The sequence below is a fragment of the Amycolatopsis granulosa genome (assembly GCF_011758745.1).
Classification (GTDB): Bacteria; Actinomycetota; Actinomycetes; order Mycobacteriales; family Pseudonocardiaceae; genus Amycolatopsis_E; species Amycolatopsis_E granulosa.
Map to the genome: position 1 here is coordinate 686,299 of NZ_JAANOV010000001.1, position 12,863 is coordinate 699,161.

Below are 12,863 nucleotides of genomic sequence, written 5' to 3' on the forward strand. Positions count from 1 at the left end.
TTGGGGTCTGACCTGCGGTGATGTGGGCCCGGCGCTGGACCGGGTGATCGGCTGGGGGACGATATTGCTCGTCATGACAATCGGCGAAGTAGCCACCGAGGGGGTTCCCATGCCGTTCGTCCGGATCACGTTGAGTACGGACCGTCCCGAACCGATGCGCGCAGCCGTTGCCGAGGGCGTGCGCAGCGCGTTGGTCAGCGCCATCGGCGTTCCCCCGGACGATCGGTTCCAGGTCGTCGACGCGCAACCGGCCACCGCCTTCCATGTAGACCGCCACTACCTCGACGGTGATCGGCGCGATCCGGTGGTGGTGGAGATCACGCTCACCCGCGGGCGGACCCGGGACATGAAACTCGCGCTCTACCAGGCGATCGTGGCCAACCTGTCCGAGGTCGGCGTGCGACCGGACGATGTGCTGATCATGCTGCAGGAGTCCGGGCGGGAGGACTGGTCCTTGGGCGGCGGGAAGATGCAGCTGCTCGACGAGGACCTGATCCGCAAGTACGGCTGGTCACCACCGGAGGCGTGATCCCGACTTGCCCTACGGCAACGCATTGGTTCCCGGAACTTCCCTGATCGACTCCGCCGCGCTCCATCAATGCCTGCGGCCCGGGGGATCTACCAGACCTACAGCGCGGTGCTCGTCGAGCGCGACGTAAAGGCCTGCGTGTGGTCCCACGTCGACTGACCAGAAGTGGTTTTGCCGTAGCAGCAGAAGGATCGTCGGCATTCACGCGGGGTGCGCGGTGGACAGCGCGTCGGCGGGCAGCCAGTACAGGCCTCCGACCTCCATGCGATCCAGCACTTTGATGCTTGTCTCGGGTCGATTTGCTTTTTCCAGTCTCGTGCGGGTTACGGCCTTCTTGGTTGAGGGGCAACTTCTTCTTGGTGAACGCCATCTTCAGAATTGCCGGCGGCTTGCGGGATACGCGAGGTAACTTGGCCGCCAACCGGGTATTCACTTTTGCGGGCCCTAACCCACCTAGTGACCTTCACGGCTGCGGCGACGTACTTTGTTGCGCCCATGGTTACAGCGGCAGCCGCGTACATCGCTGCTGCGCCCCAGTTGCCTTGAATGGCGTTGCCGGCGGCTGCGACGCCGCTGGCGATGGCGCCGATGGGGCCGGGGACCCAGGAGACGACTTCGGCGACCTTGGTGACGGCTTTGACGATGGAGCTGAACCAGCCGTGGCCGTCGAGGTCGAGGGTGTTGATGGGGTCGCCGGCGACGTAGTCGTAGTCGTTGGCGGAGCCGCCCTCTTGCGGGTCGACGGACAGGAACCGGCCGAGTAGGGGGCTGTAGGGCCGTGCGCCCATCTGGACCAGGGACAGCGCGCCGGCGTGTTCGTAGGGTCGCTGGTATTGGCCGAGCCAGCCGTAGTCCATCGAGCCGGGTGAGTTGTCGGGCACGTTCTGCGGATCAATCGCGCCGCCCGCGGTGAGGGGCTGGCCGTAGGGGTCGAAGGTGCGCAGCGCGCCGACCTGGTGCCCGGCCGCATCGGTGCTCAGCACCAGGTCGCCACGGATCGAGGGGTGGTCGTAGCCGGGGGCGAAGGCGCCGTCGGGGCCGATCTTGCTCGTGTAGAGCACCCCACCGGGCAGGGCCAGGGAGATCGAGGTGAGGCGGTTGTCTCCGTTCAGGGTGACGTCGGGGGTGTCGCTATCGCCGGTGAAGCCATACCGTGCCACGGTGTTGTTGTCGCAATTCAGCGGATCCCGGCGGATGATGCGGTTGGTCGCGTCGCGGGTATAGGTGATGTTGGCACTGAGAGCCGGATTGGGGCTGGTGGTGATCGCGCTGATGTTGCGGTCGGACCCGTCCCAGCCCAGTGTGGTGACGGTGCCGTCGGCGGCGGTCCAGCTGGTGGTGTTGCCGTCGGTGTCGTAGGTGAACCCGGTGAGCGCGGTGGCGCCTCCCTCTACTACTCACCCAACACCGGAACCCACACCGTCCAGGGCCAGATCCGCACCAAATGGCTCGCCCTCGGCGGACTCCAGACCCTCGGCTACCCCACCACCGACGAGGCCGTGACCCCGGACGGAACCGGGCGGTACAACCACTTCAGCCTCGCCGCCGGTGCATCCGTCTACTGGACCCCCAGCACCGGCGCCCACGCCGTGCAAGGCGCCATCCGCGACAAGTGGGCCGCCCTCGGGTGGGAAACCAGCGCGCTGGGCTACCCCACCAGCGACGAATACGGCGTCACCGGCGGCCGCCGCAACAACTTCCAACACGACTACATCACCTGGTTCAGCGCCAACGGCACCACCCAAGTCACCTACAGCTGAACACCGGCATTACGTGGTGGTGCCTTCCACAACCGGGAGGCACCACCACCGCCATGCGGCCCCGCCTGCAGAGAGCCGTGTGCGCCCTGGAGTCCGGAACACGGCGCCGGCTACGCATTCGACCTGGCGAATGACAATGCGCCGAATTCGCGCGACGTCCTCGAACAGTTTGTCGGCCGCGGCGCCCGATCGGTGGGCAGATCCGTCGAATGAGCATCAGCACCGGTATCCGCAATGGCAACCTCGGCCCAGGGTATTCGTCATCGCCGACGCCGCACGTAAGACACGCGGCGACCCGACCAACATCCGCAGCGCCGGGCGCAAGGTCACCACGATCACGACCGCCCGCGCAAGACTGTCTTCCGCTGATCGCCGGAATTGCCTCGCCGGCGATGATCACCATATCGCCCTCCACGCCCTACCAGATACTGGCGGTAGCCGTCGCCATCGCCAACATCCGCGTGCGCATCATGTCTCCCGGCACGACGCCCATCTAAAGTAGCTGCAGGTCGGCGGCGTACATCAACCTGGGGTTCTGGGTTAGCTCCCCCCTCGGACACACGCGCTAACCACAAGGGGCGACACCGTAGCAACCACGGTGCGCCCCTCAGGTTGGTAGAGGAGCCCTACGCCGAGCTCGCCGTACGACTGGTTGAGCGCTCCTGGTTCGGCTTCCTTCAGCTTCGCCCTCACGTCACCGAGTGAGTCGATCATGGCGTGTATCTCGGCGTCGGTCACGGCCGTCGGGGCCGGTGCACCTTCCAGTTCGGCTCTCGCGGCCGCCCGCTGGGCTTGGGCTTCGTTGATCGCGTCGACCAACGCCGCGGGATCAACGCCCGCCTCCACCGCGGCCTGGAGGCGCTTCAATACCAGCGGCTGTCACCACCGACTACGGAACAGACCCGAACGTTCCACAGTCCCCCGAGACGCATCCCCGACAGCGGTGGGGCACTGGAGTCAGTGGCACGCGGCTCGGCCCGGTTCTCGTCTGTGCTGGAAGAGGGTCCGGTACTCCTGGGGGGAGGTGCCGACGTGCCGGTGGAAAGCTGCCCGGAGCGCGGCGGGGCTGCCGAGTCCGCTGAGGCGGCCGATCCGTTCGACGGGCACGTCTGTCGCCTCCAGGAGTTCGCGCGCCCAGTCAATGCGGGCGCTGGTGAGCCAGGCCATCGGTGAGTTGCCTGTTTCCTGCTGGAAGCGTCGGATGAACGTGCGGCGGGACATGGACGCGCGGTGTGCCAACGCGTCGAGGGTCTGACGGTGGTCGAGGTTCTCGAGCATCCAGCTCCTGATCGCCGCGAGGTCGTCGCCTCGCGCCGCCGGCCGGAAGCGCTCGATGAACTGCGCCTGGCCGCCCGCGCGTTGTGGTGGGGCCACGAGTCGTCGCGCGCGAGCGTTGGCAGCCGCGGCACCGTGGTCCTTGCGGATGATGTGCAGGCATAGGTCGACGCCGGCGGTGACTCCGGCAGAAGTGAGGACGTCGCCCTCGTCGACGTACAGCCGGTTCGGCAGGACGTCGATCTGTGGATACAGGCGTTGCAGGCGCTCGGTCTCCTGCCAGTGGGTCGTCGCGGGGCGGCCGTCGAGCACGCCGGCGGCGGCCAATGCGAACGCGCCCGTACAGATCGAGACCAGTCGCGCTCCTCGCGCGTGGGAGCGGCGGATCGCGGACAGGGCTGCTGCGGGCAACAGCGCCTCCGGGTCCTCATAGCCCGGGACGACCACGGTCTCGGCATCCTCCAGTGCCTCCAGGCCGCGGGACGGGGTCACCGTAAAGCCACCGCTGTGCACCGGCCGGGCGGCCGCGGCGGAGCAGACGGTGACGTCGTAATGGGGATCCGGCCCGAACACCTGGACCGGAATGCCCAGGTCGAGCGCGAGGACCCCCTCAAGCACCAGTACCGCGACGCGGTGGACGTCGATTGCCGACATGGCACGATCCTAGCGACGGTGGGTTCTCGGGCCACTGTTGGTGTGCTGACGCTGTTCGTAGCGTGCGGTTATGACGTTCTCGCTTGAATTTCCCAGCGGCCCTATGGCCGACGCCGTCCTCGCCGTCGTACGGACCTCGGAGAGTCCATCGATCGCGAATCACAGCGTGCGCAGCTTCTTCTTCGCGCAACTCCTCGCCGAACACGAGGGGCGCCTGGACGATGCCGCCTACGATCGGAACCTCCTCTTCGCCGCGACTGTCATGCATGATCTTGGCGTCGGCGCGCTCGCACACGGCGAGGCCCGCTTCGAGGTGGAGGGCGCGGATCTCGCGGCCGAGGTACTGCGCGAGCATGGCGTCGCCGAGGCGGATGTCGACCGCGTCTGGGAGGCGATCGCTCTGCACACCTCGCCCGGCATTGCCGAGCGCCGCTCCCTTCTGGCCCGGCTGACCCGCGGCGGCATCGGCATCGATTTCGGGCGCGACGCCAAGGTCGTATCCGCCTGGGAGCAGGAGATCCACGCCGCCTATCCACGGCTCGCCATGGTCCGGTCACTGACCGACGCGATCGTGGAGCGGGCCGCCCGGTCCGACGCCGCGGCGCCCCGGTACTCGCTGGGCGGCGAACTCCTGCGTGAGCGCCAGACCGACGGGGTCACCACCTTGGAACTCGCTGCCGCGTCCTGCCCCTGGGGGGAGTGACACCAACGGGCCCAGCGGCGCGGAGTGGTGGTCACAGTCGATGGCGCGATCCGCGTGATGCGTGTCATTGACGCCATCGGTGAGCCCTCGCCGCTTCCAGCGCCGATTCACCGCCGAACTCGGCATCCCACCGGCGTCCTACGCCGCGCAGGTGCGCGTCGACGCGGCGCAGCGCTCCCGGTCGAGGGCGACGAACCGGTGGAGGCCATCGCACGGCGCTACGGCTTCGCCACGGCCGAGACCCTGCCCCGCACCTTCATCGCAGGCTCGGTGTCGCGCCGCCCGACTACCGGGCCCGGTTCCGCTCGACTCGGGAGCTCGCCACAAATCCCGGATAAACCATCTGAGCAAGGGAGTTGGCATGACCATCTATGGGCTGCTCGTCTTCGACGAGGCCGATGAGCTGGACATCGTAGGACCCTGGGAGGTCTTCACCCAGTCCGCCCTGCTGCGTGCCGGCGGCGACACCGTACTGCTCGTCGCCGAGCGCTCCAAGGCAGGCATCCGGAGGATAAGGATCACGCTTAGCACGGGATTGTCGCCTCTCCACCACAGGGCGCGGTCAGAAGAGGATGGCCAGTACACAAAGGACGATGGCGATCGGCGCGGCGAAGGCGACGCCGTTGCCAAGCAGGAGCAGCCCGAGCGCCAGCACCTCGGGACCGCGCGCCAGCTGCGTCAGCAGGCCCACCGGCAACAGCACCCCCTCGACGGCGACGATGCCGAGATTCCGGAAGTCGATGGGGGACCGGGTGACACTGCGGACCACCGCGGCCACTCCCACCGCGACGGCGAGCGCTGACATCGTCGACCACGGCACACCGAGCGCAAGGGTCACACCGAACCACAACGCCCCCACCACGAGGAGTATCCCAGCAGCGGTCACGGTCAGAACGCGGTCTCCGTTGCTCAGCCACCGTCGCAGGCCTGGGCTCCGGTTCAGCTGCGCGATCGGCGCCGAGAACGGCAGCACCGCCAGGTACGCGCCGATGCCGACCCACCACACCGGGTTCGCGCCGGGGAACGCCTTTCGCAGCGCCGCGATGGTCAGCGCCAGCATCAACGCGAACAACAGCGACCGCGCGCGGGTGATCACCCCCGCGAACACGAACCGCACCACCACCGGGCTCCCGGCCAGGGCCCCGCGCCACTTCAGCGGCCGCCCCTGCGGCAGCAGCGTCCATACGTCGAGAAAGCTCACCGAGGTGCGACGGACCATGCGTGCGGTGTACCGCTCGACCAGTTCCCGCCGCCCGGCCATCGACGGAAGCGACCGGCCCCGGGTCAGCAAGACCGCCGCGCACGTCGCCACCGCGGCCAGGCCCCACAGGACCACCGTGCTCACCACAGCGGAGGCCACCAGTAACCCGAAGACGGTGAGCACCAGCGGCATCAGCTGTTCGAGCAGGCGCAGCAGCGGACCCGGCGCCCGCGCTGCGGCCACCAACGCCAGCGCCGTCACCGCGGCGAACAGTGCCCCACAGGCGGCGAGCACCGGCCCCGGCCAGCCCAGGAGCATCCCGCCCGCACAGACGGCGTAGACGACCACGGCGAACCGCAGCGCCCACCCCACCCGCAGCCGCCGCAGCAGCGTCGCCGGCCGGGAACCGTCGAAGTCCGACCAGGTCAAGGCGGCGGGATCGGCCCAAAGGTACCCACGGCGCAACGTCGACCACCACGCCAGGGCGAGGCTCAGGCACAACAGCGCCGGCACCGCGAGGGGCGCCGGGGCCCGCGCGCCCAGCAGCTGATCGCGCACGGCGTCGCCGCCGTAGAACGGGGAGCCCAACAAGGCGACCAGGATGACACCCGCTACAACTCGGTCCGCGACCTCTTCCGAGGTCAACCCCAACCGGCTCACGCGAACTCCAGTACGGAGTGAGCGACCTCGTCGGCGAGTGCTTCGTGGTGGCTCGCCACGATCACCGCCGCCCCCGCCGCGGTGTCCTTCTCGATCAGACCCGCCAGCCACTCCCGCCCGGCGTCGTCCAGAGCTCGTTCCGGCTCGTCGAGCAGCAGCGCCTCGTGCGGGCGGGCCAACGCCGCCACCAGCAGGAGACGACGCCGTTGTCCCGCCGACAACGCGCCGGCGGCCAGATCCAGCCGCCCGGCCAGGCCGGCGGTCGCGAGAAGGCCCTCCACATCGGCCAGGGCCGCGGCGTCGGGGAACGACCGCAGGAGGAGGTCCATGTGCTGACGCGGCGTGAGCTCTTCGAATACGGCGGAGTCGTCCAGCAGTACCGAGACCCTGCGGCGAAACTCGGCGGAGCGCTCGTCAGGGAGGCTGCCGAACACAGTCACCGTTCCCGAGGTCAGCGGCTGGGAGCCGTACACACAGCGCAGCAGGGTCGATTTGCCGGCGCCATTCGGCCCGCTCACCACCATGCACTCCCCCGGCGAAACCGTGAAATCGAGCCCCTCGAACAACTCCGTGTCACCGGCCACCACGCCGAGGCCTCGCGCCTCGATCGACATCCGATACCCCCTTGTCGCGACCACCAGTCCAAGAAAATGTATCATTCTTATTTATGAGAACGTTTGAGGGGGGTCGTGCCGAACTGATGCTGCATCCGGTCCGGATGCGGATCATCCGGGTGCTCGCCCGTCACCAGCGCACCGTCAAGCAACTGGCGGCGCAACTCGCGGACGTGCCCAAGGCCACGCTGTACCGGCACCTCACGCTGATGGCCGAGGCCGAGATCATCCGGGTCGTCGCGGAGCACCGGGTACGCGGCACGGTCGAGCGGGTGTACGCACTCGGGCCGGGAGCGGCCCCGCTGGGCTCCGAGGATGTCGCGGGGGCGAGCGCGGATGACCATTTCCGATACTTCGCGACGTTCCTGTCCACCCTGCTCAGCGAGTTCGACCGGTACCTCGGCCGCGGGAAGATCGACATCGCGGCCGACGGGACGTTGTTCCAGGAGTTCGCGCTGCGGCTCGACGACAAGGAGTACGAGGAACTGTTCCGCGGCATCGGCAAGCTGATCCGGCGGTACCTGGAGAACGAACCGCGGCCCGGTCGCCGCACCAGGTTGCTGGCGATGGAGGTGTTCCCCGCCGACGACGACTTCGACCCGCCTGATCGGCGCAGCTCCACCCAGGATTGACCGGCCCGGCAGCGCACCGGCCAGCGGCACACGACGGCCTGGCGTGTCTCATGGACCGACCGCCACCGTGCTCACGGTCTTCGCGGTCATGCACACCGGGGCGGGCTGGGCGATTCTGCTCGCAGTCGTGTGGGTGCTGCCGGGGATCGTCGTGTCCACATCGACGACCCCGGCAGCGGTTCGGTGGAGGGACGTGTCCTCCCCGGTTCTCAGCCGGCGGTCGGGACGTGCGTGCTCGCGTCCGAGGTCTGCGCGGCCTGCGGTCAGCGGCTGGTGATCACCTTCGCGCGTGTGTAGAAGCCGACGCCCTCGGGACCGTGGATGTCGCTTTCCCCCAAACGGGGAGTCCTTCCCAGCCACCGAAGCTGTACTACGCCATCGGCACCGGGATCGGGACGTTGATGCGATCATGCCGACCTGCACGCCGCGCTGGAAACGGCGGGCTGCCTCACCGGATCCGGCGAAGGGTACTCTCTCATCGCAGGCACCCATCAATTCCTCACCGGCGCTGTCCCGTGGACCGTGCTCGTAGGCGCTTCGGCGACGATGCGATGCGGCTGCAGGAGGTGTATCGCAGTTTGCCTGACGTGGCTGCCCGATTGACACCCACGCGGCCGGTACTGGCCTCGCCCCGGGATGTCGATCCCGGTTCGGCACTGGCCGAACAGGTCCGGCTGCTGGAGTCGTTCACGAGCGGTGAGATCGCCGCCCCGGACTTTGCGCGCCGCTGGTTGGCCGCTCGCCGTGCAAACCCCCTCGTTCGCACGTTCTCGACAATCGCAAACGCAACATCCGACTAGCGCTTGGTTGCGTTGCCGAGATATGTTCTGTCACAGGAACACGCATTCTGCCCATGAATGCGACGAAAGCGCGATCCCCCCTCGGACACGCACACTATTCACCCGAATCGCCGGTTGGATGGTCACCTGACAGCCTGAGAGTCGCGATCGTAACGGACAGCTAGGTTGAGCGTTTCGTAAAGGCTCGACAAGCGGTCCGTTCTTGCTTTCGCGAGCTTCCTCCTGCGAGTTCTCGATCCGGGCGGCAGATCCGGCGTATTGGCGGTTTCACGCCGACGGCATCGGGCCTTTCTTCAGGTCCCCGGTCTCGCCAACAATCAGGACCGTGCCCTGGCTGCCGAGGGGATCACACGCGTCGCCACGCAGGTGGTCGCGGACCACGTCGGCATCCCACGCCGCCCGGGCGAACAGCTGCTGCAGGCCGTCTGGTTTCGCGTCCCTGACATGCTCGGCGATGGTTCAGCAAATCTTCCGCGCGCCCAGCAACCGCTTCTCCGCCCGGCCTACCGGGGCTTCTGTTCACGAAGCCGCCGGAGCCTCTGCTCCTCACCTCTGACTGGAAACTCATTCTCGATAGACAGTAACGAATCGATTATGCCAGGAAGATAAGACTGATCGATACCGTCGAGGCGGAATATCAGCTTGTTCCGACTGCCGATGGAATCGATGACCTCGCCGTCAATTTCGACGCGCCCGGACGAGTGCACCGTTGCAGCGAGACTTAGCCACCCCTCCATTGACTGCAGCCGTGCGATACCTCCGAAATTTTCGTAGACTTCTGAGAGGCCCGTTCGGAAAGCGCGCAATTCGTCAGCTCGAAGACTTGCCGGAATGCAAGCCGAGAAGTGGCCGACAACAACCTCCACCGGACTCAGCAACCAGTTCCCATCATCGAAATCGATGGCTTCTGGATGCATACGACCAACAACACTAATCGTCAGGCTACCACCGGCCGAGGAGCCGATCGTTACGGACGGCGTATCATTCCTATACTGCTCATCACTCATTTTATCATCACCGTTACGACGTCACCAAATTCATTGATAATGACTTGTGCGCACCCCCGTCGAGTTGGGGTTGACTCCGCCTCAGAACGTACCGTTGTCGCCGATCCCGGTCTTGGGCGGCCTGGCGCCGACCGTGCCGAGGGCCCGCCGGCGCACTGGACCCTCGGCGAACTCGGTACCTGCATCCGCAGAGATCCACTCCGCATGGTTGAGGACCCCAGTGCCGTCCACCCTGCCGTCGAAATGCGCGGAGATGCCCGCCGAGTGCGGATCGGTCCGCGCCGTCGGCTCCTCCACCGCGTCGAGCATCGTGTGCACGCGGCACTCGACGACGCCGTCAGCTATCGACGACGGCCGCACTCTCCGCATCCGGCTGGCACCGCGCGGGTCAGCGCCGCGGCACCCAAGCCGGCGAACTCACTCGTGACGCCCTGGGCGCTGCACGGGCCGTGCACGACTACGCCGATGCCCCAGGCACCGCTCGTCTTTAGTGCTAGACGAACATGACATAGACGACGGGGCGGTCTTGATCCAGCACCTCGGTGCGGCAGCACTCGTGACCGACCGCCAACTGCCTTCCCACAGGCATCACAGCGCGATCGAAACGCACCCAAGCGAACCAGGGTGCGGCGAGGAGCGACCGAACAACTGTGCACAGCTGGCACGTGCCATGCTCTGGATGTCATCCCCACCTGAACCGGGACGTTCACAGGGGTTGACAGCGGGGCTCCCGGTCGAGGAGCCGGGGTTCTGGCGACCTCGGCCGGGAGCCCTCCCACCCGTGTCAGTTCTGCCCGACGCACCGCTGGCAGGGCGCGGACGACCATCACGCCCACCCACGCCGAGCGGAACGCTCGTGTTGACCGTCGGCGAGGTGGGTCGCGGCGCCGACGTCGACCAGCATGGTGGTGGCCCGCGGTTTCCTGTCCTACGAAGCCGAACAGCACACCCTGGTTGGCGTGTGAACGACCGACGGTGGCGTGGTGAATGCGAACACCAGCATGAGCAGAATTCCGAACAGCGCACCGGCGGGCCGGCCGACGGCGAAGATCGCCGGACAGGGGATCGGTCAGCGAGCTCGCCCGCGGACCGCGAACGCCGGCTGATCGCGACCGCCCATCGCACGTCCCTGCGCGCGCCAGGCTGGCGGTCTCCTCGCACAGGCCCGCCACCCGGCGGGGTTCAGACGAGCGACGCGGTGAGCCCGCCGTCGAGGACGTAGTGGCTACCGGTGATCCACGTCGCCCGGTCGGAGGCGAGGAAGGCCGCCACCTCGGCGATGTCCTCGGGGGTGCCGAGCCTGCCCTGTTTCATCGCGACGAGATCGCCGAAGGGAACCTGGGTCGCCGCCTCGAAGTCCGGCACCAGCCGTTCGACCATGGCGGTGTCGGCGAAACCGGGGCAGACCGCGTTGACCCGCACGCCCGCCGGCCGCATCTCCACCGCCGCGACCCGGGTGAGCTGGATCAGCGCCGCCTTCGTCGCGCAGTACGAGCCGAGCAGCGGGCTGCCGCCGATGCCGGCGATGGAGGCGATGTTGACGACGTTGCCCTTGGACGCCACCAGGTGCGGTGTTGCGGCCTTCATCGCGACGAACGGACCACGCACGTTGACGGCGTAGATCTTGTCGAAGCTCTCCGTCGACTGCTGCAGCAGCGGTGAGGAGATCTCGATCCCGGCGTTGTTCACCAGGACGTCCAGGCCGCCGAGGAGGTCGGCGGTCTGCTGGATCGCGGCCTGGACCTGTCCCTCGTCGGTGACGTCGCAGTTCGCGACGCCCGCGGCGCCGATCTCGCCGGCCGCCCGTTTGGCCGCCTCGGCGTCGATGTCGCTGACCACGACCCGCGCGCCCCGTTCGATGAACAGCTTCGCGATCGCCTTGCCGATGCCGGCACCGGACCCGGTGACGAAGACCCGCTTACCCTCGAGCTCGGACATCTGTCTTCCTCTCACTTCGTTGTGCGGGAGGCGCCGCGGCGCGGAACCTCGGGATGGGGCTCTCGGTCGTCGCGGTCGGCTACATGGCCTCGACCTTCGGCATGATCTCCTCCTTGAGACGCTTGAGGTCGTCCAGCGTCTTGGCGACCGGCACGTCCGCGAACGGCGGCCAGAGCATCGGCATCGTCAAGCCGGCCTCCCGGTAGCGCTTGAGCATGTCGGTGATCTGCGCGGCGGAACCCGCCAGGAGGTTGGTGCCCTTGCCCATGGGCGTCTGGTCCATGTCCTGGTCGGTGATGACGAACCAGATCATGCTGCTGATCTCGAGGTCGTCGATCGAGCGTGCGGTGTCGAGCTCGTCGAGCTCGCGCTGGATCTCGCCGCGCCACCGCTGGATGTCCTCGGGCGAGTCCTGGATGCCGATCCAGCCGGCGAGGCCGTACTTCGCGACCCGGTTCGCCGCCCGCTTGGGGTCCTTCAGGCCGCTGAAGAAGATCGGCGGGTGCGGCTGCTGCAGCGGCTTGGCGCCGAACCCGCACCGCTCGAAGTCGGCGAACTCGCCGTGGTACTCGAAGACGTCGTTGTTCCAGATGCCCTGGATCACCTCGATGGTCTCGCGCACGTGCTTGTTGCGCTTGGGGAAGATGTGCGAGGCGCTCGAGGCGGCGAACTCCTCGGGCATCCAGCCCGCGCCGAGCGCGACGTTGAGCCTGCCGTCCGAGAGGTGGTCGATGGTCCCCAGCTCCGCGGCGAGCACACCGGGCGCGCGGTAGGGGGTGTCGATCACGCTCATGCCGATCCGGACCCTGGACGTCTTCGCGGCGAGCCACGGGATCAGCGGCATGCCCTGGAACCACTGCCCCCGCGAGGACACCGGCAGGCCCTTGGGGAAGCCCTCGATCATCCCGAAGGCGTACTGCATCTCCTGGCGGTCCGACGACTCGGGGACCACGATCCGGTCCAGCGTCCAGACGGAGTCGAAATCGAGGTCCTCGGCGAGGGCGGTGAGGTCCGCCAGCTCCTCGACGGTCACCTTGTCGCGGAAGTTGGGCAGGTAGAGTGCGAGCTTCACGGTGCGGCCTCCTTGCAG

The 12,863-nt window shown here is 67.6% G+C and carries 14 protein-coding genes and 1 pseudogene; 5 read left to right on the forward strand and 10 right to left on the reverse strand.

The window, feature by feature from the left end; genetic code table 11:
- Positions 1 to 22: 22 nt before the first annotated feature.
- Positions 23 to 529 (forward strand): tautomerase family protein, encoded by a 507-nt coding sequence (locus tag FHX45_RS03380; RefSeq protein ID WP_208405782.1) that lies wholly within the window; start codon positions 23 to 25, stop codon positions 527 to 529.
- A gap of 323 nt (positions 530 to 852) precedes the next feature.
- Here the strand turns inward: FHX45_RS03380 and FHX45_RS27895 are convergent, their stop codons facing one another.
- Positions 853 to 1,689 carry an RHS repeat protein gene (locus tag FHX45_RS27895; RefSeq protein WP_341771336.1) on the reverse strand — a complete coding sequence of 279 codons (837 nt, stop codon included), beginning with the start codon at positions 1,687 to 1,689 and terminating at the stop codon, positions 853 to 855.
- Positions 1,690 to 1,756: 67 nt separating this feature from the next.
- Between FHX45_RS27895 and FHX45_RS28685 the strand changes: the two genes are divergently transcribed.
- Both FHX45_RS28685 and FHX45_RS27905 read left to right on the forward strand, forming a co-directional pair.
- Positions 1,757 to 1,888 (forward strand): hypothetical protein, encoded by a 132-nt coding sequence (locus FHX45_RS28685; protein WP_424923843.1) that lies wholly within the window; start codon positions 1,757 to 1,759, stop codon positions 1,886 to 1,888.
- Between the two features lie 74 nt (positions 1,889 to 1,962).
- Positions 1,963 to 2,289 (forward strand): LGFP repeat-containing protein, encoded by a 327-nt coding sequence (locus tag FHX45_RS27905; protein WP_341771641.1) that lies wholly within the window; start codon positions 1,963 to 1,965, stop codon positions 2,287 to 2,289.
- 957 nt (positions 2,290 to 3,246) lie between these two features.
- Here the strand turns inward: FHX45_RS27905 and FHX45_RS03395 are convergent.
- Positions 3,247 to 4,218, reverse strand: a complete 972-nt coding sequence (locus FHX45_RS03395; protein WP_167096548.1) for a GlxA family transcriptional regulator — start codon at positions 4,216 to 4,218, stop codon at positions 3,247 to 3,249.
- Positions 4,219 to 4,288: 70 nt separating this feature from the next.
- Here FHX45_RS03395 and FHX45_RS03400 point away from each other — a divergent pair, with 70 nt between their 5' ends.
- The gene (locus FHX45_RS03400; RefSeq protein WP_167096549.1) at positions 4,289 to 4,921 is read left to right on the forward strand and encodes an HD domain-containing protein; all 633 of its coding nucleotides are present in this window, start codon (positions 4,289 to 4,291) and stop codon (positions 4,919 to 4,921) included.
- 562 nt (positions 4,922 to 5,483) lie between these two features.
- On the opposite strand, the gene FHX45_RS03410 is transcribed toward FHX45_RS03400, so the two are convergent.
- On the reverse strand, positions 5,484 to 6,713 hold the full coding sequence (locus tag FHX45_RS03410; protein WP_167096550.1) for a hypothetical protein: 1,230 nt from the start codon (positions 6,711 to 6,713) through the stop codon (positions 5,484 to 5,486).
- A gap of 65 nt (positions 6,714 to 6,778) precedes the next feature.
- The gene (locus FHX45_RS03415) at positions 6,779 to 7,396 is read right to left on the reverse strand and encodes an ABC transporter ATP-binding protein (protein WP_167096551.1); all 618 of its coding nucleotides are present in this window, start codon (positions 7,394 to 7,396) and stop codon (positions 6,779 to 6,781) included.
- 53 nt (positions 7,397 to 7,449) lie between these two features.
- On the opposite strand from FHX45_RS03415, the gene FHX45_RS03420 reads away from it, so the two are divergent.
- Complete coding sequence (locus FHX45_RS03420; protein ID WP_167096552.1) at positions 7,450 to 8,028, forward strand: helix-turn-helix domain-containing protein; 579 nt, start codon at positions 7,450 to 7,452, stop codon at positions 8,026 to 8,028.
- A 263-nt stretch (positions 8,029 to 8,291) separates the two neighbouring features.
- Here FHX45_RS03420 and FHX45_RS27910 read toward each other — a convergent pair.
- From FHX45_RS27910 to FHX45_RS03445, 6 genes and pseudogenes are all read right to left on the reverse strand, one after another.
- Positions 8,292 to 8,493, reverse strand: a pseudogene (locus FHX45_RS27910) (aldehyde dehydrogenase family protein); the annotation flags it as partial.
- A 602-nt stretch (positions 8,494 to 9,095) separates the two neighbouring features.
- Entirely contained in the window at positions 9,096 to 9,284 is a 189-nt protein-coding gene (locus FHX45_RS28690) for a transposase (RefSeq protein WP_167108336.1), read from the reverse strand.
- A 47-nt stretch (positions 9,285 to 9,331) separates the two neighbouring features.
- Positions 9,332 to 9,835: a WapI family immunity protein gene (locus FHX45_RS03430; RefSeq protein ID WP_208405783.1), complete on the reverse strand. Its 504-nt coding sequence runs from the start codon at positions 9,833 to 9,835 to the stop codon at positions 9,332 to 9,334.
- 81 nt (positions 9,836 to 9,916) lie between these two features.
- Positions 9,917 to 10,153, reverse strand: a complete 237-nt coding sequence (locus FHX45_RS03435) for a hypothetical protein (protein WP_167096553.1) — start codon at positions 10,151 to 10,153, stop codon at positions 9,917 to 9,919.
- Between the two features lie 864 nt (positions 10,154 to 11,017).
- Positions 11,018 to 11,773, reverse strand: coding sequence for an SDR family NAD(P)-dependent oxidoreductase (locus FHX45_RS03440; RefSeq protein ID WP_167096554.1), 756 nt, complete (start codon positions 11,771 to 11,773; stop codon positions 11,018 to 11,020).
- Positions 11,774 to 11,852: 79 nt separating this feature from the next.
- A complete protein-coding gene (locus FHX45_RS03445; RefSeq protein WP_167096555.1) occupies positions 11,853 to 12,845 on the reverse strand; it encodes an LLM class flavin-dependent oxidoreductase in 993 nt (330 codons plus the stop codon).
- Positions 12,846 to 12,863: the final 18 nt, after the last annotated feature.

Excerpts from the sequence above, each read along its gene's own strand:
- FHX45_RS28685 (WP_424923843.1), top strand. The coding sequence starts at position 1,757 with ATGTTGGCACTGAGAGCCGGATTGGGGCTGGTGGTGATCGCGCTGATG.
- FHX45_RS03395 (WP_167096548.1), bottom strand. The coding sequence starts at position 4,218 with ATGTCGGCAATCGACGTCCACCGCGTCGCGGTACTGGTGCTTGAGGGG.
- FHX45_RS03400 (WP_167096549.1), top strand. The coding sequence starts at position 4,289 with ATGACGTTCTCGCTTGAATTTCCCAGCGGCCCTATGGCCGACGCCGTC.
- FHX45_RS03415 (WP_167096551.1), bottom strand. The coding sequence starts at position 7,396 with ATGTCGATCGAGGCGCGAGGCCTCGGCGTGGTGGCCGGTGACACGGAG.
- FHX45_RS03420 (WP_167096552.1), top strand. The coding sequence starts at position 7,450 with ATGAGAACGTTTGAGGGGGGTCGTGCCGAACTGATGCTGCATCCGGTC.
- FHX45_RS03430 (WP_208405783.1), bottom strand. The coding sequence starts at position 9,835 with ATGAGTGATGAGCAGTATAGGAATGATACGCCGTCCGTAACGATCGGC.
- FHX45_RS03440 (WP_167096554.1), bottom strand. The coding sequence starts at position 11,773 with ATGTCCGAGCTCGAGGGTAAGCGGGTCTTCGTCACCGGGTCCGGTGCC.